Source organism: Lentzea fradiae (assembly GCF_900100955.1).
GTDB classification, from domain to species: Bacteria; Actinomycetota; Actinomycetes; order Mycobacteriales; family Pseudonocardiaceae; genus Lentzea; species Lentzea fradiae.
On the sequence record NZ_FNCC01000003.1, the window covers coordinates 223,583 to 243,790 of the forward strand.

Annotated in this window: 18 protein-coding genes; 7 read left to right on the top strand and 11 right to left on the bottom strand. The window is 69.5% G+C overall.

Annotated features, from left to right (window positions below):
• Positions 1–50 precede the first annotated feature (50 nt).
• Positions 51–3,065, bottom strand: coding sequence for an NACHT domain-containing protein (locus tag BLT23_RS08275; RefSeq protein WP_090047230.1), 3,015 nt, complete (start codon positions 3,063–3,065; stop codon positions 51–53).
• Positions 3,066–3,171: 106 nt separating this feature from the next.
• Positions 3,172–4,260, bottom strand: a complete 1,089-nt coding sequence (locus BLT23_RS08280; protein WP_090047231.1) for an FAD-dependent oxidoreductase — start codon at positions 4,258–4,260, stop codon at positions 3,172–3,174.
• A gap of 153 nt (positions 4,261–4,413) precedes the next feature.
• On the opposite strand from BLT23_RS08280, the gene BLT23_RS41565 reads away from it, so the two are divergent.
• The 3 genes from BLT23_RS41565 to sph are packed head-to-tail and all read left to right on the top strand — an operon-like array spanning position 4,414 to position 5,984.
• Positions 4,414–4,590 carry a hypothetical protein gene (locus BLT23_RS41565; protein ID WP_245743827.1) on the top strand — a complete coding sequence of 59 codons (177 nt, stop codon included), beginning with the start codon at positions 4,414–4,416 and terminating at the stop codon, positions 4,588–4,590.
• Positions 4,587–5,003 (top strand): bifunctional 4-hydroxy-2-oxoglutarate aldolase/2-dehydro-3-deoxy-phosphogluconate aldolase, encoded by a 417-nt coding sequence (locus BLT23_RS08285; RefSeq protein ID WP_245743859.1) that lies wholly within the window; start codon positions 4,587–4,589, stop codon positions 5,001–5,003. The genes BLT23_RS41565 and BLT23_RS08285 overlap by 4 nt, the downstream gene beginning before the upstream one ends.
• Positions 5,004–5,063: 60 nt before the next feature.
• Positions 5,064–5,984, top strand: coding sequence for a sphingomyelin phosphodiesterase (gene sph / locus BLT23_RS08290; RefSeq protein WP_090047233.1), 921 nt, complete (start codon positions 5,064–5,066; stop codon positions 5,982–5,984).
• Here sph and BLT23_RS08295 read toward each other — a convergent pair.
• Positions 5,977–8,481, bottom strand: a complete 2,505-nt coding sequence (locus tag BLT23_RS08295) for a DUF6493 family protein (protein WP_090047235.1) — start codon at positions 8,479–8,481, stop codon at positions 5,977–5,979. The genes sph and BLT23_RS08295 overlap by 8 nt on opposite strands.
• Positions 8,478–9,758: an SWIM zinc finger family protein gene (locus tag BLT23_RS08300; protein ID WP_090047236.1), complete on the bottom strand. Its 1,281-nt coding sequence runs from the start codon at positions 9,756–9,758 to the stop codon at positions 8,478–8,480. Before BLT23_RS08300 ends, BLT23_RS08295 begins: the two co-directional genes overlap by 4 nt.
• 112 nt (positions 9,759–9,870) lie before the next feature.
• On the opposite strand from BLT23_RS08300, the gene BLT23_RS08305 reads away from it, so the two are divergent.
• Positions 9,871–11,274: an FAD-dependent monooxygenase gene (locus BLT23_RS08305; protein WP_090047238.1), complete on the top strand. Its 1,404-nt coding sequence runs from the start codon at positions 9,871–9,873 to the stop codon at positions 11,272–11,274.
• Between the two features lie 4 nt (positions 11,275–11,278).
• Here the strand turns inward: BLT23_RS08305 and BLT23_RS08310 are convergent, their stop codons facing one another.
• Positions 11,279–12,382 (bottom strand): winged helix DNA-binding domain-containing protein, encoded by a 1,104-nt coding sequence (locus BLT23_RS08310; protein ID WP_090047240.1) that lies wholly within the window; start codon positions 12,380–12,382, stop codon positions 11,279–11,281.
• Between the two features lie 20 nt (positions 12,383–12,402).
• Positions 12,403–14,400: an MMPL family transporter gene (locus BLT23_RS08315; protein WP_090047242.1), complete on the bottom strand. Its 1,998-nt coding sequence runs from the start codon at positions 14,398–14,400 to the stop codon at positions 12,403–12,405.
• A gap of 54 nt (positions 14,401–14,454) precedes the next feature.
• Between BLT23_RS08315 and BLT23_RS08320 the strand changes: the two genes are divergently transcribed.
• Complete coding sequence (locus tag BLT23_RS08320) at positions 14,455–14,901, top strand: MarR family winged helix-turn-helix transcriptional regulator (protein ID WP_342713650.1); 447 nt, start codon at positions 14,455–14,457, stop codon at positions 14,899–14,901.
• Here BLT23_RS08320 and BLT23_RS08325 read toward each other — a convergent pair.
• Complete coding sequence (locus BLT23_RS08325; protein WP_090047806.1) at positions 14,894–15,472, bottom strand: maleylpyruvate isomerase family mycothiol-dependent enzyme; 579 nt, start codon at positions 15,470–15,472, stop codon at positions 14,894–14,896. The genes BLT23_RS08320 and BLT23_RS08325 overlap by 8 nt on opposite strands.
• A 59-nt stretch (positions 15,473–15,531) precedes the next feature.
• Between BLT23_RS08325 and BLT23_RS08330 the strand changes: the two genes are divergently transcribed.
• Both BLT23_RS08330 and BLT23_RS08335 read left to right on the top strand, forming a co-directional pair.
• Positions 15,532–16,446 carry an RNA polymerase subunit sigma-70 gene (locus tag BLT23_RS08330; protein ID WP_090047808.1) on the top strand — a complete coding sequence of 305 codons (915 nt, stop codon included), beginning with the start codon at positions 15,532–15,534 and terminating at the stop codon, positions 16,444–16,446.
• A gap of 29 nt (positions 16,447–16,475) precedes the next feature.
• On the top strand, positions 16,476–16,829 hold the full coding sequence (locus BLT23_RS08335) for a VOC family protein (RefSeq protein ID WP_090047244.1): 354 nt from the start codon (positions 16,476–16,478) through the stop codon (positions 16,827–16,829).
• A 234-nt stretch (positions 16,830–17,063) separates the two neighbouring features.
• Here the strand turns inward: BLT23_RS08335 and BLT23_RS08340 are convergent, their stop codons facing one another.
• The 4 genes from BLT23_RS08340 to BLT23_RS08355 form a co-directional block, all read right to left on the bottom strand.
• Positions 17,064–17,609, bottom strand: a complete 546-nt coding sequence (locus BLT23_RS08340; RefSeq protein ID WP_090047246.1) for a hypothetical protein — start codon at positions 17,607–17,609, stop codon at positions 17,064–17,066.
• 106 nt (positions 17,610–17,715) lie between these two features.
• Positions 17,716–18,360 (bottom strand): response regulator transcription factor, encoded by a 645-nt coding sequence (locus BLT23_RS08345; protein WP_176946653.1) that lies wholly within the window; start codon positions 18,358–18,360, stop codon positions 17,716–17,718.
• On the bottom strand, positions 18,357–19,613 hold the full coding sequence (locus BLT23_RS08350; protein ID WP_245743828.1) for a sensor histidine kinase: 1,257 nt from the start codon (positions 19,611–19,613) through the stop codon (positions 18,357–18,359). The genes BLT23_RS08345 and BLT23_RS08350 overlap by 4 nt, the downstream gene beginning before the upstream one ends.
• Positions 19,614–19,660: 47 nt before the next feature.
• Positions 19,661–20,104 carry a MarR family winged helix-turn-helix transcriptional regulator gene (locus tag BLT23_RS08355; RefSeq protein WP_090047249.1) on the bottom strand — a complete coding sequence of 148 codons (444 nt, stop codon included), beginning with the start codon at positions 20,102–20,104 and terminating at the stop codon, positions 19,661–19,663.
• Positions 20,105–20,208 lie beyond the last annotated feature (104 nt).

Here is a 20,208-nt window from a genome sequence, read left to right on the forward strand (position 1 = left end):
CCTCCGCGCCCCGTCCCATCACGGAGGAAGAACTCAGCGATAGAGGTGGCCTACGCTGACGCGGTTCCTTCATGGAACCATATGTCGACGTCACCATCGAGCCATTCGGAGATATATTTCCCACAAGAAGGGAATCGCCTGACCGCTTGCGCCAGAACACCACCCATTCCGGCAAGTGCCACCATCTCTCCTCGGGTTTTCCGGGTCGTCATCTCCCACAATTCATGCATTCCCATTACCACGGCGATCCATCCCAGCTGAACGTCTTCACGGTACGCCGAGAGGACCTTGGACGACTTCAGGAGAGCGTCCAACTCCACTCCCTGAAGACTGGATCCGTCAGGAAACCTGTTGTCGAACCCGCCTTCCTTGAGGATCCACGAGAAACAACCAAGCAACCTGGCCGCATCGCCGTAGGGAAGGTTTCTTCGGAAATCCGCAGAAAAGCAGTCTATTATCCACACCGCCGTGCTCGGAGGACCGAATCCTGGCATGGCCGGCGTGCAGGACTCGAAAATCCTGGTGAAGTCCTCACCATCAAACTCGGACTTTACACCCCCCGCCTGCAGATAGATGTTCCAGGAGAACGCGTTCTGAGAGGTCTCCAGTCTCGCGAGACTTCCCGACGACACGATCGAGCGCCTGGCCTTGTTCAGCACAAGCGGATCCACCAGGTGCGCCAGAGGCTCCCTGGCGATGTAGCCGATATGAACTGCGAACCAAACTTTCGCCGCCGGCAACTCACTGAAATGAGCAGGAGATTCTCCATATTCCTGAACAGCACGACCGAGCACGTTTCTCAGTTTCGCGTAGACCGCGTCCACATACCGGTAGTCGACATTGAACAGCGCACTCAAGGAGACACTGCGACGCGAGACGAAGTGCTCCACACTGATCTCAACGAGCTTCTCGAAGGAATGTGAGGCGAGCGGCAGGCTCTCTGATGCACGCAAGAGGAAGTCCAGCAGGGCGACATCCTTGTTGTCCGCACGGTTCAATTCATCTCGAAGCACGACCTGATTGGAGGGGCCGAACTTGTACAGGTTCCGCTTCACCTTGATCAGATCCTCAACCTTGGCGAGAAACCTGTCGATCATCTCCGCGCTTCCGCCGACCTTGTTGCGCATCTTCAGCGCGATGCAGATCTGTGCGAGCACCTCCCACTTTCCGTCTGCAACCTCAGGAATCAGAAGGTCAGCCACCTCGGCCGCTCCACCATTAGTCCGATGGATGTGCAGGGCAGCGAAGTACTCCATGAAGCTCGCATGCGTAAAGAGAAACAAGTCCTCGCCGCGATCGTTCAGTGCGACATCGGTAAAGATCCACGCGCGTCCGCGGCACAGCCTCAAAAGCTCCCTGGCTATATTTCTCGCACTGCGCGCGTCAGGCACCCCTTCACTCAACAAGGGCTGCGTGACAATTTCATACACGTCTCTCTCAGTCACACCGGCCCTGAACCCAGGACAGTTCATCACTGCGTGCGCAATATACGCCAGAGCAAGTTCGACCAAGTCGAGATCAACATCGAAGTCCCAAATCCCCCGACTCCGGTCCCATTGCTGGAGGAACAGATCGACGCACTGCCGAAAAATTTCCGGACGACGCTGCGGGATAGTTCTGCGGCCACGATAAAGTACACAGATGAATGCTAGCATCAGCGGGTTCGACCGCAAATCCGCGATTGGCCTGCTGATCTCCATGAACGACCTCACGGTGGCATTGAGCTCCACCGGGGTCAGGTTTTGCTCCAGACTGAACCATCTACCCGCATACGCTTCGACCTTGGCATCCGGGAACCCACCGATGAGAAACTCGTCGAAGAACTCCGGACTGAGCCGCCCCGTCAGGTACCCGATCCTCCGAGAGGTGACAAGAATCTTGCAGAGCGGAAAGATCGCCGCCACGGCATCTATTGTCTGCACCACCGCATTGCGCTTCGTCCCGTCAGTCAACTCGTCCAGTCCGTCGAAAACGAGGAACCCACGACCCTCGACAAGGAGATTCCGCACCAGCCCGGGCGGCGCCGGCGACTGATACCTGACGCGCAGAATCGTGTCGACGGCCTCTTCGACGCTGAACCCGAAATCCTGCACCGCCAGACTTTTCAAAGGAATAATGAAGGGAATGCAATTGTCATCGGAGATGAACCCGTTCGCGATGACCGTCGAGGTTGTCGACTTCCCTGCTCCGGGGTCGCCGAGCAGGACCGTCCTGGACATCCTGTTCACCAGTCCACCGAGTGTCACCGCAACACTTGAACTGCTACTTCCGCGGCCGGCGTCGACGAGTTCTCTTGCGGAGTCGCTGACGGGTATGAAGTCTCCATCGATGTACAACGCCTGGTACGGCACCGACTTGCGGAGGAGCAGGTCGGGAACCTGCATCGTCGAGTGATGGGCCAAAAACGCCGATTTGTACGAAGCGTGCCACGACTCGAACGGGGGCCGTGAGGGTTGCGATGTGGCCGATATCTTCTCCAGGTAGCGCTCGATCTCACCGAGCCGGAAGTTCGATATGAAGCCATACGCCCAGTCGAGTCCTTGTTCCGGATTCTTCAGGGAACGCTGGAGCTTTGCGGCCCAGATCCCGCAAGCTTCGACCAGGGAGTCGTACAACTGGTCCACATAGTGTTCGAGCTTGCCCGCGCTCAGGTTGCCCCTGGGAATCCGCGGCTGAACCTGCCGCCGTTCCATTCGATCGTAGCGGTCCACCGCCTGCGCCATAATGAGCGAATGGAATGACCTCTTTATCTTCTTCTCGAACTCCTCAGGAAGCGCACCCGAACTGTCCACTTTGAGGGAGATCACCAGTCTTACCAGGACATGACCCTCCGGTTGCGCGAGCGCGCTCTCCACATCTTTCCGGGTGAAGCCGACAGGGAGCGCGAAGAGAGTTCCCAGCGCAGATGGGGCCGGGTTACGCTCGGAGGAAAGAAGGCCGAGCGTCGTGTATACATCCGAACGCAGCAACCCTCGCCGTGCCAACGCCTGCCGAGTCCCGCCCACAATCGGCTTCACCGCCTCGCCGAGGATTCTTCCGATAAGCGCTTCCTCAAATCCCGGCATTCTCACTCCAGTTGAAGTCTCCCGACGGGTGACTTTCGATCCTACTCGCGTGCTCGTCTGCGGACCGAGGTCGCGGAGAAGGTTTGTCGCGGTTGTTCTCTCGTCATCACCCGCCGGTGATGACGTCGAGCAGCTTCTGCGGAGCGCCGTCCTCGCCGAACATGCTCTTCATCATCTCGTCGGAGCCCTCGGTGGCCAGCACGGCACGCGGGAACATGGCCTCCTCGTACTCGGCCAGCGCCCGTTCGACGTCGTCGTGGCGGGCGAGGGCCGCGGCGAGCTCGGCTCCGTCGAGCAGGGCGAGGTTGGCGCCCTCGCCGTTGGGGGCGGTGAGGTGCGCGGCGTCGCCGACCAGGGTCACGCCGGGCACCCGGTCCCAGCGCAGCCCGGCCGGCAGCGCGTGGTGGGGGCGCAGCACCGGCACCGTGTCGGTCTCGGTGATCAGCGCGGTCAGCCGCGGCGCCCAGCCCTCGAACTCGCGCGCGACGCGGTGGGGGTCGGTGACGTCGACCTCGTCGAACCAGTCGAGCGGCCTGCTGAGCTCGATGTAGGCGTGCAGCGTGTCGCCTGCCTCGCGGTGCGCGAAGATGCTGACCCCCTTACCGGGAGCGATCATCATGCCGCCGCCGACGACCCGCGCGGCCTCCGGGTGCCGGGTGTCCGCGTGGTGCAGGTAGGTCTCGACGAACGCCATGCCGGTGTACTCGGGCCGGGCGTCGGTGAGCACCGGCCGCACCCGCGACCACGCGCCGTCCGCGCCGACGAGCACCTCCGCCTCGACCGCGGTGCCGTCGGCGAACGTCACCCTGCGCCCCTCGGCGTGCGTGACCTTGCGGCCCCACCGCACGGTGCCGCCCGGGAGCGAGCCGAGCAGCATCCGGCGCAGGTCGGCGCGCTGGACTTCGGGGCGGCCGCCGGTGCCGTCGTCGGGCTTGTCGAACAGGACCGCGCCGTCGCTGTCGAGCACGCGCAACGCTTCGCGCCCCTCGATGACGAGTGCGCGGAACTCGTCGGTCAGCCCGGCCGCCTCGATGGCGAGCTGCCCGTTGTAGTCGTGGATGTCGAGCATGCCGCCCTGTGCCCGTGCGACCGGCGACTCCTCGGCCTCGAAGACGGTGGACGGGATGCCGTGGACGTGCAGCACGCGGGCGAGCGCGAGCCCGCCGAGTCCGGCACCGATGATCGTGACGTGCATGTGGAGTGCTCCCCTGTGGTGATCTCGTCGATCTGCTGGGGACCACGCTGGCCCTGGCGGCTGGCACCGGACGCACACCTCGCTGACGTGCGCTGACATGCACTGGCAGCCGCTGGCAGGTGAGCGGTCCCCCGCCCGCCTAGGCTGGCCGGGGTGAGCTTCCGCTACGAGATCACCGGCGCGGTCGTGCGGCAGGGCGTCATCGGGATCATCCGCACCGCCGACGCCGCCTCCGCGCTCCGAGCCTCCGTGCCGCTGCTGGACGCGGGACTCAGAGCACTGGAGCTGCCCCCACCAACCCCGGCGCACTCGACGCGATCCGGCAGCTGAGCACGGACTACCCGGAGGCGGTGATCGGCGCGGGGTCCGTGCTGGACGAGGTCTCCGCGGTGGCCGCCGTCCGCGCCGGAGCCCGGTTCCTGGTGGCGCCCAACCTGAACGTCTCGGTGATCCGCGCGGAACACCGGTACGGCGCCGCCGTGCTGCCGGGCGCGGGCACCGTCTCGGAGGTCGTGCAGGCGCTCGAAGCCGGGGCCGACGCGGTGAAGGTGTTCCCGGCGCCGACGCCGCGGTGGGTGCGGGACGTGCTGGCGGTGCTGCCGCACGCCCCGCTCGTGCCGACCGGTGGCGTTGAACCGGCGGACGTCCCGGCGTGGCTGGAGGCGGGCGCCGTGGCGTGCGGGGTCGGCTCCGCGCTCGGCCGCACGCCGGTCGACGAGGTCAAGGCCCTGCTGCGGTCTTGATCGATACCACCCAGTCGGCCCGGTTGTGAAGAACTTTCACGTCCGTCAGGATCGGGTGTCATGCGTCTGTTCACGCTCGTCGCCGCCGCCCTGCTGACGCTCTCCGCAGCGCCCGCGGTGGCCGCGGTCCCGGTGAAGATCGCCAGCTACAACGTGTTCATGCTGTCGCGGAACCTCTACCCGAACTGGGGCCAGCTCCAGCGCGCCGACCTGGTCGACAGCACCGGTGTGCTGGCGGGCCAGGACGTCGTGGTGCTGCAGGAGGCGTTCGACAACGCCGCCTCCGACCGGCTGCTCGCGAACCTGCGTGACACCTACCCGCACCAGACGCCCGTGCTGGGCCGGAGCAAAGCGGGCTGGGACGTCACGTCCGGCGCCTACAGCTCGACGACGCCGGAGGACGGCGGTGTCGCGGTGCTCAGCCGATGGCCGATCACCACGCGCGTCCAGCACATCCACCGCGACGCGTGCGGCGCGGACTGGTTCTCCGCCAAGGGTTTCGCGTACGTGCGGATCGAGACGCCGAACGGTCCGATGCACGTGATCGGCACCCATGCGCAGGCGGAGGACTCGGCCTGCCCCAGCGCACCGTCCGGCTACCGGGCGAAACAACGCGCCGAGATCAAGGCTTTCCTGACGGCACGCGCGATCCCGTCGAACGAACCCGTCTACGTGGCGGGTGACCTGAACGTGGTGAAGGCGAGCGCCGAGTTCCCGCGCATGCTGGCCGAGCTGGGCGCGGCCACGCCGGAGATCGGCGGGCACCCGTTCTCGTGGGACTGCGCCGACAACAGCGTCTGCCGCGACCAGTACGGGCCGCAGTACGCCTCGGAGCACCTCGACTACGTGCTGACGATCCAGGGACCGTTGCTGCGCAACGAGACCAGGCGCGTGAAGAGTCCGGAGTGGTCGATCACGTCGTGGGGGCGCAAGTACACCTACAACGACCTGTCCGACCACTACCCCGTCTTCGCTAGCTGAGGGCGGTCACCAGCCTCTTCGCCTGCACCACGGCCTTGCTGGTCCCCTTGCGCGCGGCGACGTCGGCGAGCCCGCCGACCTCGCCGCCGGGCCTGAGCAGCTGGGCCAGCTCGACGGCCAGCTCGACCAGGTCCGCGACCCGGTTGTGCGACCACAGCCCGGGCAGCGCCGCCGCCACGGCGTCCCACACCTGGCGGGCCGCACCGGAGCGGGCCGTGTCGCGCAGGCCCGGCACGACCCGGTTCATCGCCAGGTCGCCGCGGCCGAGCAACCGGCGGAGGAGGTCGCCGAGCACCGCGCCGTCCAGCTGTCCCCTGGACGCGAGGACGAGCGCCGCGTCCACGGCGTGGGCCCGGTTGACGGTCAGCTCGGCGCCGAGGCCGTAGCAGAGGGCCAGGTGCAGGGCCGGTCCGGCGGGGCCGTGCGCCTCCGCGAGCATCGGCAGCAGCGGGCCGTCACCGCCCTTGGACCGCGTGCGGGCGCGGAGGTGCGGGACGAGGTGGGCGGCGACCACCTCGCGCCGGGTCGGTAGCGCGGACGGCCACCACTCGATCATCGGGCCCCACTCGCCGTACTCGCGCAGACGCCGCTGGGGGTGCTCCAGCCCGGGGCGGACGACCGCGAGCAGGCAGGTCTCGACGGTCTCCTCGGCGCTCCCCCAGTACCGGGGGCGACGCTGGAGCAGCTCCTCGACCGTGACCTCGGGCTCGGTCCGGTCCTCCAGCAGGCGGCGCAGCCAGGCCGCCGCCTTGCCGGGCAGCCCGGCGAACTCCGCGGCGGTCGTGCCGGGTGGCAGGCGGCGCGACGCCTGCTCCAGGTCCCGCCGCCGGGGTTGCCGGCCTTGCGCCTCCGCCTTGGCGAGCCGCTCGCGCAGGGTCGCCGGGTCGAGCAGCCCCGACCTCTCGGTGGGCGCCGAGACCAGCGCGGGCAGGGGCCCGTGGGCGAGTGCCCGCGTGATCTCGCGCAGGCGTTCCGCCAGCAGTTCCGCGACCGGGCCGTTGTTCGCGCGCCGGAGCTGCTTGCGCCAGGCCCTGACGGAGGCGACCTCCGAGGACAGCGGGCCGAGGGGCGCTGGCGGCTTCGAGGCCGCGCTCAGGACCGCCATCAGCTCGGTGAGCACGGTGCGGCGGACGTGGTCGGGGTGCAGCTCGAACAGGTCGAGCTCGAAGATCCACGAGTTCTTCCCGCGGACCCGCCGCAGCGCCTCGATGAGCGCTTCCCTGTCCTGCCAGGCGAACCGGACGAGCGCTTCGACGACTCGCTCGACGGCGACGGGGTCGGAGTGCCCTCTGCCGGTGTGCGCGAACAGGGCGAGGGCCTCGCGCGTCAGTTCGTCGAGCGTGGCGATCGGTTCCGGCCACGGACTCGGCGCGAGCGGCGCGAGCGTGGCGGTCTCCTCGGGAACCGTGACCACACCGAGCTGTCCGGCGAGGTCGGCGGGCAGCTGTTCGGCAAACACCAGCAGTTCCGCCCTGGTGTCCCCGGTGGTCTTCGCGAGGTGCTTGGCCACCAGCTTGACCGCCTGGCCGCGCAGGTCGTCCGACTCGTGCGAGAACAGCTCCGCGGCGGCCAGGACGACCTCGTCCGGAGCGGCCTTCGCGTGCACGCCGAGCCACGTCAGCTGGGTGCGGATGAGCTTCTTCTCGCCGCGGCCGAACACCTGCCTGCTCGCCTCGCACAGCAGGCCGAGGTCGAGCCTGCCCGCCTCGTCGAGCAGCCTGAGCCGGCTCTGGGCGAGCGTGGCGACGGTCGACCGGGAGCCCGGCAGCATCGCGACGTAGTCCCGCACGTGCCGCGCCGTCTCGTCGACGGTGACCTGGAGCTCCTCGTGCAGTGCGAGGAACCCGTCCATCTCCCGCGCGGCACCGCCCTGCTGGAGCCGTGAGAGGACACCGTCGAGGAGCACCTGACGGTCGGCTCTCTCCAGCAGCAGCGCCCGCCAGCCACGCCCGTCCACGAAGGCCGATCCTGCCCCGGTCACCTCCAGCAGGCGGGGGATCAGCACGTCGAAACCCGGCCGCCACCGCGCGTGGCCGCCGAACCGCAGCAGGTGCAGCAGGAACTCGTCCGAGTCAGGAGGGTCCTCCCCGCAGAACTCCAGCACGACCGCCAGCAGGTCCTGGCGCGAGGCGATGCGCGCGGGCATCCGGGCGGCGACCCTCGTCACCAGGTCGGGCAGCCAGGCGAGCTCCCGGTGCCGCAGCACCTCGACCAGGAGGTCGACGGGGTCGGTCTCCGTCCTGTTCCGCCACCACGAGAACCGGTGGCGGACCAGCCACGGGGTGAGCGTCGAGGCGTTCGGCAGGAGCCCGGCGCCCGCGAGTGCGAGCGTCTCCCCGTGCTCCCAGCTCCGCTCGCCCGCCCGGTGCCGCTTCTCGAACGCCACGAGGTCTTTCGCGTGCTGCTTGCGTTCCTCGGGAGTGAGGTCCATCAGCAGCTCTCCGAGCTCGGCCACCCGGTTGGCCGTGATCAGCTTCTCGATCCGGTCGAAGCTCACGCGCGTCCCCTCACCATGTCCGCCGCCAGCACGTGCTTGCACTTGCCGCGACCGCCCCGGTACTCGGCCCACCACTGGCAGGTGCAGGCGTCGCCGTCCACCCGGTACTCGCCGACGACCGCCGTGTCACCGTCCCAGCTCACGGCGTTCTGCTCGGCGAGCGCCTTCGCGTTGCGCAGCCTGGGGTTCATCGCCTGCACGTCCGCGCCGTCGTAGGGCAGCTCGCGGTGGAAGTACGACGCCTCCGCCAAGTCGTAGCCCACGCGTCCGGCCGTGCCGAGCTGGGCCAGCGCGTCCCTGACCCTGGCGGCGGTGAGACCGGACCGGCCGGCGAGGTCGGCGACGTCCACGCGCGGCTCGAAGTCGAGCAGGGCGCCGACCAGCTCGGCGTCGGTGTCGGCGTCCCCTGCGGCCAGCCCGTCGAGGACGGCGCCCTCCCCGGACAGGCCGCGGTTCACCTCCGGCGACAGCACGAGCGTGAGCCGTTGCGCGCCGAGGTCGACCTCCCAGCCGCTCGCGACGGGCCTGCCGCCGGACGGCGGGCCGTAGACCCGGACGGCCTTCGCGAAGCGCAGCAGCGGGAGCAGCGTCTCCAGCCGGTTCGGCCCGGCCAGGCACACGGCGTTGGCGGACGCGGTTCCGCTGAGCCGCAACGACTTCCCGGACGGCACCGCCCACACCGCGGCCCGACCCTTGGGCAGGGTGCGGAGGAACCGCTGCGCGTCGGACGGCGACAGCTCGGCCCTGAGGTCGAACCGCGAGGTGAGCACCTGCGTCTCGGCGAACCCGCGCAGCCAGCGCGGCGGCAGCGGCACCTTCTTCTCGACGACCGCGCCGTCGAGCGTGCCGACCTCGACCTGGTCCGGCCCGACGGTGAGGTGCAGCGGGTCGCCCTTCGTCACCCTCGCGAGGGCTCGCCGGAGCGGTTCGTTGACGTCGACGTTGGTCGTGCCGCGGTCGTGCACCTCGCCGTCGAGCGCTCCACTGAGGACGTCGAGCCGGGCGTAGACGCCGCAGCAGCCCGAGAACGACTCGAAGCGCAGCCTGTCGCCGTTGCACGTGACGACCGGGTCGCGCAGCCGTTCGGTGGTGGGCTGGAAGTAACGGGTCCCGGCGACCTTGGCGACGGCCAGCAACGCCGCCGCCGACCGCTGGGAGTCGGCGAGGAACCCGGTGAAGAAGCGCGGGTTCGGCGCCCGGCCGCCGGAGGTCTGCAGCCCCAGGGCGCGCCGCGTCTCGTCGAGCCGGGAGCCGGCGACGTAGGCGTACGAGTGCATCCGCACACTCTAGGGAACACCTGTTCGACTCAGGACCGGATCGGCCGAAATCGGCTTGCGTCCGTTCAGGGCGTGCTCGCAGAATCACCGGCCTCACGAAGACGGGTGGCCGATGACCGACGTGATCATCGCCGGGTGCGGGCCGACCGGCGCGATGCTGGCGGCCGAGCTCCGGCTGCACGACGTGCGGGTGCTGGTGCTGGAGCAGGACCCCGAGCCCACGTCGTCGTACGTGCGGATCGTGAGCCTGCACGCCCGCAGCCTGGAGCTGATGGCGATGCGCGGGCTGCTGGACCGTCTCCTCGGCAACGGCAGGCGACGCCCGGCCGGCGGCAGCTTCGCCGGCATCCCGAAGCCCACGCCCACGGGCCTCGACTCCGCTCACGACTACCTGCTGGGCATCCCCCAGCCCGTCGTCAACCGGATCCTCGAAGACCACGCGATCGCTTTGGGCGCCGAGGTGCTGCGCGGCCGTGCGCTCGTCGGACTGGAGCAGGACGAAGACGGCGTGACCGTCGAGCTGGCCGGCGGAGAACGGCTGCGGACGCGCTACCTCGTCGGCTGCGACGGCGCCCGCAGCACGGTCCGCAAGCTGCTCGGCGTCGGCTTCCCCGGCGAGCCCTCCCGGCACGACACGCTGATGGGTGAGCTGGAACTCGGTGTGCCACAGGAAGAAGTCACCGCGCATGCCGGCGAAGGCTTGCAGATCGGGCCGTCGGGTGACGGCCGGTACCGCGTCGTGGTCCGCTGTTCGGCCGTCAGCGAGGACCGCACGCCCACGCTGGAGGACTTCCGGCGCGAGCTGCGCGCCGTCGCCGGCACCGACTTCGGCGCCCACTCGCCGCGCTGGCTGTCCCGCTTCGGCGACGCCACCCGGCTGGCCGAGCGCTACCGGACCGGCCGGGTCCTGCTCGCGGGCGACGCGGCGCACATCCATCCGCCCGCGGGCGGCCAGGGCCTGAACCTGGGCGTGCAGGACGCGGTCAACCTGGGCTGGAAGCTGGCCGCGCAGGTCCGCGGCCGGGCACCGGAGGGTCTCCTCGACACCTACCACTCCGAACGCCACCCGGTCGCCGCGTCCGTCCTGGAGAACACCCGCGCCCAGGTGCTGCTGAGCTCGCCCGAGCCGGGTGCGCGGGCCCTGCGGGCGTTGTTCACCGAGCTGATGGACCTGAACGACGCCAACCGCCTGCTCATCGAGAAGATCACCGCGCTCGACGTCCACTACGACCTCGGCCGGGGGCACGACCTGCTCGGCCGCCGCCTGCGCGACGTGGAGCTGCGCACCGGCACCCTCTACGACCACCTGCGCGACGGTCGCGGCCTGGTGCTCGACCGGACCGGCCGGTTGGCCGTCGGCGGCTGGGGCGACCGGGTCGGCCTGGTCGCGGACTCTCAAGCGGCGCTGGACGTTCCCGCTTTGCTGCTGCGCCCGGACGGGTACGTCGCGTGGGCCGGGGAACACCAGGACGACCTCGACGACCACCTCGCCCGCTGGTTCGGCGAACCGGCCTGAGTCCTCACACGACCCGGACCTCGTGGGCCGGAAGGCTGTTCCACCAGCGGAAGTAGCGCCGGTAGACCTGCGGGTCCCGGTCGGCGAGGAGCTTGCGCAGCGCGACCGCCTCCTCGCCGAGACCGGCCCACTGGTCGTCGGTGAGGGCGTGGAACGCGGTCAGCTCGATGCCGCCTCCCTCCGCCGGGCGCCACACGCCCGCCACGTACCCGTCGACCAGCAACGTCGGCAGCGTGTCGCCGTTGGTGCGGATGACGGCCTTCCGGTACTGCTCGGGGATCATCCGGCTGCGGTCGGCGTAGGCGAGCAACGTGCTGTCCCACATGGCCATCAGCCGTGGCGGTGCCGGGGTGTCCTCGTCGGGGACCGTCCCGTGTGGAACGTCGAGGAGGTCGCCGTCCCTCCTGAGGTCGAGCAGCTCCAGCGCTTCGCGGATGGCGCCGCGCGGGGCCATCGTGAACTGGTTCATGTCGGGGACCGTCGCCGGGCCGAACCCCGTGAGGTAGCGGCGCAGCAGCTCGGCGAGCGCCGCCTTCTGTTCGCGCGGCTCGCTCGTGACAGCTCGGTAGGCGGGCCTCAGCCCGAACGACCACGGCCCGCCGGTCGGGGCGTGGACGAGACCGCCGTAGGTCCGCAGCGCCCACCAGACGCCGGGCTGGCCGACGTCACCGGCGTGGCCGTGCAGCAGTTGCTCGATCTCGGCCTTCTGCCGCGGTTCGGAGGCGAACTCCAGGACGTGCGCGAGCAGTGCGTCGGCCTGCTCGATCGTGATGTCCATGCCCTTGAAACGCTTGTCGTACAGGCGTGACGCGCGCAGCACGGGCAGCATCGCGTGGTGGAACACCTCGTGGTCGGCGGCGGTGACGGCGTGCAGGGTGATCCGCATCAGCGACGCCTTGCGGAGCGCCCCGTCCGTGAACGCGCGGTCCAGGACCGCCGGGTCGAACCCGGCGATCCTGTTCCACAGCGCGATGTACGGCGACGCGGGCTCCTGCGCCTGGAGCGCGACGACCCGGTCCACGGCCGCCGGCGGACCGACCGGCTCCCGCCGCAGCAGCATCTGCCTGGCGAGGGTGGCGCGGTTGAGCTGACGGGCCGTGGGGGTCATGCGGGTGATCCTGGCCCGGGTCAGCTCTTCTGGCCAGTGACCTTCATGAGCTTCGAGGGCCACCAGATCTTGCCGCCGATGTCGACCGACAGCGCCGGCACGAGCAACGACCGCACCAGCAGCGTGTCCAGCAGGACGCCGAAGGCGACGATGAACGCGAGCTGGGCGAGGAACAGGATCGGCAGCACCGCGAGCGCCGCGAACGTCGCCGCCAGCACCACACCCGCCGACGTGATCACACCGCCGGTGACGCTGAGGCCGCGGATGGTGCCGTCGACCGTGCCGAGCTTGTGCGCCTCTTCCCTCACCCTGGTCATCAGGAAGATGTTGTAGTCGATGCCCAGTGCGACGAGGAACACGAAGCCGAACAACGGCACCACCGGGTCCGCGCCGGGGAACTCGAAGATGTGGTTGAACACCAGCGCCGACACGCCCATCGTGGCCGCGAAGGACAGCACGACCGTCGCGATCAGCAGCAACGGCGCGAGCAGCGACCGCAGCAGCAGGGCCAGCACCAGGAAGATCACCACCAGCACGATCGGGATGATCAGCGCCCTGTCGTGCTCGGACGTCGTCCTGGTGTCGAGCAGGGTCGCCGTCTGGCCACCGACCTTGGCGTCACCGATGCCCTTGACGGCCTCGCGGATGCGTTCGACCGTCGCCACCGCGGCGTCGGAGTCGGGCGCGTCCTGCAGCGTGGCCTCGATGCTGACGAGGCCCTCCGCGGTGCCGGCGGGCCGGACGGTGGCCACACCGTCCACCTCGGCCTTCTCGAGCAGCTCCGCGGTCTTGCCCTCCTCGGCGATGATGTAGGTGGGCGCGCCGCTGCCGCCCGGGAAGTGCCGCGACAGCACCTCCTGGCCCGCGACGGACTGGACGTCGGTGAGGAACACGTCGGACTGCGCGGTGCCGGACGCCTTGAGCTGCGGCAGGAACGCGGCGCCGACGAGCAGCACGAGCGTGGTGACGATCCAGATCGCGCGGGGCTTGCGGCGCACGAAGTTCGCGATGCGGCCCCACAGGCCGGTGGTCTCCGGGTGCGGAGAGCCGAGCTTGGGCGCGAACGGCCAGAACGCGCCGCGGCCGAGCAGCGACAGCACCGCAGGCAGGAACGTCATGGTGGTGATGAGCGCGGCGGCGATGCCGATGGCCGCGACCGGGCCGAGGCCCCGGTTCGAGTCGAGGTCGCTGAACAGCAGGCACAGCAGGCCGAGGATGACGGTGCCCGCGGACGCGGCGATCGGTTCGATCGTGCCGCGCCAGGCCGTGCGGATGGCGGCGAACTTGTCGTCGGTGTCACGCAGTTCCTCCCGGAACCGCGATACGAGCAACAAGGCGTAGTCCGTCGCCGCGCCGAACACGAGGATGAAGAGGATGCCCTGACTTTGGCCGTTGAGCGCCAGCACGTCGTTGTCCGCCAGCAGGTACACGGCGAAGCTGGCGACGCCGAGCGCGAACACCGCGGACAGGAGCACGACGATCGGCAGCAGCGGACTGCGGTAGACGATGAGCAGGATCACCGCGACCACCGCGGCAGCGACGACGAGCAGCAGCCCGTCGATCCCGCCGAACGCCTCCGACAGGTCGGCGACCTGCGCCGCGGGCCCGGTGACCAGCACCGTCAGGCCCTCCGGCCCGTCCTCGAAGCCGTCGCGGATCTCGGTGACCGACTCCTTGATGTCCTTCGACGGGTCGATCAGCACCACGACCTGCGCGGCCTGCCCGTCCTTCGGCGCGGGGATGACCGGCGACGCCTCCAGCCCGGCGACCTCGTCGGTCAGGTACTTCTTGTCGTCCTCGGTGATCCCGCTCTCCCGCTCGGCGACGATGATCGCCGGGATCGCGTTGTCCCGCTGGAACTTCTTCTGCAGCTCGGCGACCTGCGTCGACTCCGCCGAGTTGGGCAGGAACGCGCTGCTGTCGTTCTCCGCGACCTGCGACAGCTTGCCCGCGTACGGCCCGGTGAAGCCACCCAGGGCCAGCCAGACGACGAGCAGAACCCCGGCCAGGACTCTCATCAGTTATTCCTTCGATCGCCGAACATTTCGATGAACGAACTGTAAGCTGGTGCCGTGAGCGACGCAACCGATGACTACGACCTGAGCATGCTGCTGCGCGGGCTGGTCCTGGAGTCGAACAGGTTCCTCGAGATCTTCAGCGCCGCGCACTCACTGCACCCCACCGACATGACCGCGTTAAACCTGATCATGACATCGGCGATGACACCCGGCACGCTGGCGAAGGCGCTGAACCTGAGCGCCTCCGCCACCACGTCCGTGCTGGACCGCCTCGAACGCGCGGGCCACGTGGTCCGCGAACGCGACCCCGGCGACCGCCGCCGCGTGGAGCTGCGCGTCCTCACCGAGGCACGCGCCCTCGCGGCGACGTTCTTCGAGCCGCTGGCCCGCGGCTACGCGGCCGCGTGGAGCGGCATGACCGCCGAGGAACGCCAGGTCGTGGCCCGCTTCCTGACCGCGACGATCGAGGCGACGGCCGAGGTCCGCTCCGCCCTCAGCTGAGGCTCTCCCGCGGTGGCCGGCGCCCGCACACCAGCAGCAGCAGGTCCTGCGCCGGCCCCCGCAGCGGTTCGCCCTCGCCGAACGTCCAGTCGAGGTCCGTGGCTTCCAGCCGGACGTGCGCGAGATCAGCCCGGAAGTACCGGAGTGTGCGCGGAGTAACACCGTCGAGCACGATTTTCACCCGCTCCAGCGGCACCCGCCGGTCGATCCCGAGAGCGACCGTGATGTCGAGCCCGTGGATGACGTCGTGCGACAACGCCCCCGCCTGGCCCCCGCCGGGCGGCGTCCACGGATTCCCGGCGTTCGCCAGGAGGACGTCCACCAGCTCTCCCGTGGACAGTGCCGCGGCGTCCCTGCGCGCCATCCGGTCGGACGCGTGGTTGAACCGCCCGCCCGACTTCAGCGTCTCCAGCACGACCTTCGCCGTCTTCACCCGATAGGGCAACGTCGTGTGCGCGATGACGTGCTTGACCGTCCACCCCGCACACAGGCTGGGCGCGTTCCACTGCTCTTCGCCGAGCGACGCGAGGATCTCGGCCTGCTCGGTGCGTTCCGCTCGAATCTCATCCATCATGCCCGGTTGTACGAAGCGACCGTCGCGAACTGATCGGTCCGCGTACTGTCGTGCGCGTGACCGAGGAGCTGGAACCGTTCCGGGTGGAGCTGACCGGCTACTGCTACCGGATGCTCGGCTCCGGCTTCGAAGCCGAGGACGCCGTGCAGGAGACCTTCGTGCGCGCCTGGAAGACCTACGACGCCTCCCGCGCGTCACTGCGCACGTGGCTCTACCGCCTGGCCACCACCATCTGCATCGACATGCTCCGCAGCCCTCAGCGCCGGGCGCTGGCCGTGGACCTGGGCCCGTCCGGCGGTGAGATCGGCGCTCCCCTGCCCGAACGCGCCTTCGTCCAGCCGGTGCCCGACGCCCTCGTGCTCCCCGAGGACCAGGCCGTCCTGCGCGAGACCGTCCGGCTGGCGTTCGTCGCCGCACTCCAGCTCCTGCCGCCGCGCCAGCGGGCGGTGCTGATCCTCCGCGACGTGCTGGCCTGGCAGGCTTCCGAGGTCGCCGCGCTGCTGTCGGTCTCGGTGGCGTCGGTGAACAGCGCCCTCCAGCGCGCCCGTGCGACCCTCCAGGTGGCGGACCCCGGCGAACCCCTCCGCCCCGACCCGGCCCAGCAGGCCCTGCTCACCCGCTACTGCGAGGCGTTCGAACGCCACGACGTGGACACCCTCGTCGCCCTGCTGCACGAGGACGCGACGATGTCGATGCCGCCCCACTCGTGGTGGCTGCGCGGCCGCGACGCCATCTCCGCCGCCCTCCGCTCCCCCTCCGCCGCCTGTGCCGGCGCGTGGCTGGTGCCGGTGGCGGCCAACGGTTCACCTGCCTACTGGCAGATGCGGCCGGGGATGGCCGACCCGTTCGGGCTGGTGTTCCTGGACGTGCGGGACGGGGTCGTGACCGGTACCACGACGTTCCTGGACGTCGCGACGTTGCTGCCGCTGTTCGGGTCGCCGATGAGTTCTTCCGGTTCGCCTCGTAGGTAGGTGGACCAGTTCGACGTGGAGGAGCTTCGATGAGTGTCCAGCCGATCGTCATCACGCCTGATGTGGCCCGCGCGCAGGCGTTCTACGAGCAAGTTCTGGGGGCGGTGGAGGTCTCCAGGTACCCGGCCAGCGGGCCGGTGTTCCTCAAGACGCTGCGGATCGGGGACTCGTCGTTCGGTCTCGTCGCGAAGGAGGTCGACTCCTCCGCGGCTCCCCGGATCGTGCTGAGCGTCGGCGTCGAGGACGTCGACTCCCTGCTGCCTCTGGTCGGACCCGCCGGTGGCCGGGTGGCGGGGCCGTCCAACGACATGCCCTGGGGACAGCGGGTGGCGCACGTCTTCGACCCCGACGGGAACCCGGTGAACCTGACCCAGCAACTCTGAGCGCCACGCCGGAGGCCCCGTCCGCCTTCGCCCGCCCCCACACCCACCCGTGTGCCATCCATCAGCGTTAACCAACGCCTCCGCGTGACGTGGCTATAGGACGCGGGGCCCCCGCGTTCGACTGGATGGGACGTAGCGCCCCCGCGTACCCGGCGGGAAACACGAAAGAGAGTTGCGAACGGGCGGGGGGTTACGGACAGTGCTTTGGGAGAAGCGTGTGGAATCCCGCGCGGTTCAGGCAGCTCCGACCAGGGCGCGGCGGCGTCCTTCACCGGGCTGCGCCGGCCTGCGGACCCGGCCCCACGGCTTGAACACCGAGAGGAAGAACGCGAGCAGCAGCAGCGTCGGTGCGGCGATCACCGGGCCGAGCAGGTTGGGCGGCAGCACCGCGGTGGGGTCGCCCGCCGCCAGGCGCTCGCCGATCCGCGCCGCCTCGGCCACGGCCGGACGCAGCGCGAACACGATCGCCAGCGCCATGCCGACGTTCAGGACCAGCTTGGTCGCGACCCACCAGTGCTTCACGAGCCCGTACTTGCTGGTCACGCCGAGGACCGCGCCGGAGACCATGCAGACGACGGCGGCGCCCAGCATCGGCGTGATCGCGAACAGGTCGACGGCCTGGATCGCCACCCCCGCCGTCCCGGCGTCCTCAGTGGACAGTGCCACGACGACCAGGATGCCCAGCGCGAGGTCGATGCCGAACCACGCCGCCGCCGAGAGGATGTGCACGAGCAGAACGGTTTTGCGGGCACGGCCGCCGAGCTTGCGGGTGGTAGTCATCGCGATGCGCTCCTTCTCTCGTGGTGTCGCGTCTCACTCTCGCGTCCACGAGCGCGCACATCGTCCGCTCACGCTCTGATCCCGCATACGTCAGTTTGCGTACGGGTCAGCCTCCTGGCGTGACGATCCCCTGCTCGTAGGCGAACACGACGGCGTGGGTGCGGTCGCGGAGCCCGAGCTTCGCCAGCACGCGCGAGACGTGCGTCTTCACCGTCGTCTCCCCGAGGAACAGCGCGGCGGCGATCTCCGCGTTCGACGCGCCCTTCGCCAGTTCCACGAGCACCTCGAACTCGCGGTCGGTGAGCTCGGGTGGCCGCGTTCGCTCCTGCTTGCCCGTGAACCGCGCGATCACCCGGCGGGTCACCTCCGGGGAGAGCAGGGCGTCGCCGCGGGCGACCACCCGGACGGACTCGACGAGGTCCTCCGGTGAGGCGTTCTTCAGCAGAAAGCCGCTCGCACCCGCTTGCAGCGCCTCGAACAGGTAGTCCTCGCGGTCGAACGTCGTGAGGATGACGACGCGGGTGCCGTGGTCCTCGGACAGGATGCGGCGGGTGGCTTCGAGGCCGTCCATGCGCGGCATCTGGACGTCCATCAGCACGACGTCCGGGCGCAGCGACGTCACCAGCTCGACGGCTTCTGCTCCGTCACCGGCCTCGCCGACGACCTCGATGCCCGGTTCCGTGCCGAGGATGACCCGGAAGCCGGCGCGGACCAGGTCCTGGTCGTCGGCCAGCACGACTCGCAAACTCACGCCTTCTCCTCCGTGGGAAGCGATGCACGGACGAGATAGCCCGCACTGCGCCGGGGACCCGCCTCCAGCGAACCGCCGTGCACGGCCAAACGTTCGCGCATGCCGACAAGCCCGAATCCCGACTCACCGGACGTCGAGAGGCCGCGTCCGTCGTCGGCGACTTCTACTTCCAGTGCGCTTTCCAGGAAACGCATCCGCACGTCGACATGGCGCGCGTTGGCGTGCTTGACGACGTTCGTCAGCGCTTCCTGCACAACCCGATACGCGGACAACGCCACCGCGGACGGCACTTCCCGTGGGTCGCCGTACACGCCGTGCGAGACCTCAAGGCCCGCCGCACGCGCGTTGTCGAGCAACTCCGGGACGTCGTCCAGGCCGGGGGCCGCCTTCGAGTCGGTCTCGGCGTCGGCCCGCAGCACACCGAGCAGGCCGCGCAGCTCGCTGATCGCCGTCCGGGCGGTCTTCTCCACGGTCTGCAACGCGTCCCTGGCCATCTCGGCGTCGGAGTCGAGGACCCGGCGCGCCGCACTGGCCTGGATGCCCATCACCGACACGTGGTGCGCCACGACGTCGTGGAGGTCGCGGGCGATGCGCATGCGTTCGGCCGCGATCGCGCCGCGCGTGTTCCGCTCCTGCGAACGCCGCAGCTCCTCGGCCTGGAACTCGAGCTGCGTCTGCCGCCGGGCCGCCGTCCAGGCCATCTCGCCCATGAGATAGGCGAAGACGAAGAAGAAGATGTTGAACTCGAGTCCATACAGGACGGAGGCCAGCATGGGGTCCATCGGCCCCGCGGCGTTCTCGAACTCGCCCGGCGGGCCGATCAGCGCGCGCACGAGGTTGAACCCGAGCCACAGGAACATGGCGATGATCACGCCGATGCGCGACCACCGCGCCAGGAAGCGGTTCCGCTCCCACGCGCCGACGGTGTAGATGGCCATGAACAGGATCGCCGACGGTACGAAGTTGTCGCCGATGCGCTGCACCTGCGCGAGGATGAACAGCACGGACACCACGACCATGACCGGCACGGGGTACCGGCGGCGCACCACGAGCGGCACCGACAGGGCGAACACCCAGGCGAGCTGCTCGAGGAGCTCGGGCGGCGGGTTGTAGACGACGGCCCCCATGCTGTTGATCAGCACGGTGCTCTCGACCGCGCACAGCAGCACGAGGACGGCGATGCCGATGTCACGCTTGCGTTGCGTGGCAGTCGGACCGGGTCGCCGCCATTCGTTCCACACGGGCTCTTGCACCCGGTCACGGTACCTTCCTGCGGTTTTCGCCCGCCGCCGGAAGGTGATCACCTGGCGCGGGACGGCCCACCGTCGTAGTCGGACAGCCGGTCCAGCAGCTCCGGCAGGACGCCGAGCTGGGCCCGTTCGTCGGGCTTCAGGACCGCTTCCACGGCTTGGGCGACCCAGTCGCTCCTGGCTTCGCGGTCCCGGTCGAGGGCGGCACGGCCCTGCGCGGTGAGGGTGAGCAGGAACCCGCGGCGGTCGTGCGGGTCGTCCCGCCGCTCGACGTAGCCCAGCGCCTCCAGGTCCTTCACCGTGCGGCTCTGGCTCTGGTGGCGCACGCCGCGACGCTGGGCGAGGGTCGCGGTCGAGGCGTCGCCCTCGCGGTCGAGCAGCCCCAGCGACTCGGCCAGGGGCGGCGGCAGGGTGTCGGCGTGCAGGCGGGTCGCGCGCACGAACCTGCCGATGGACGTCCGCAGCCGCTCCGCCAGGCGCTCCTGGTCACTCACAGGCCGGACTGTACCGCCCCGGCCAGACACCGCGCCCCCACCGGACGCAGGCCGGGGCGTCGCCCATCAATACAGCAAAGCTGTACACTTTTGCTGTACATCCC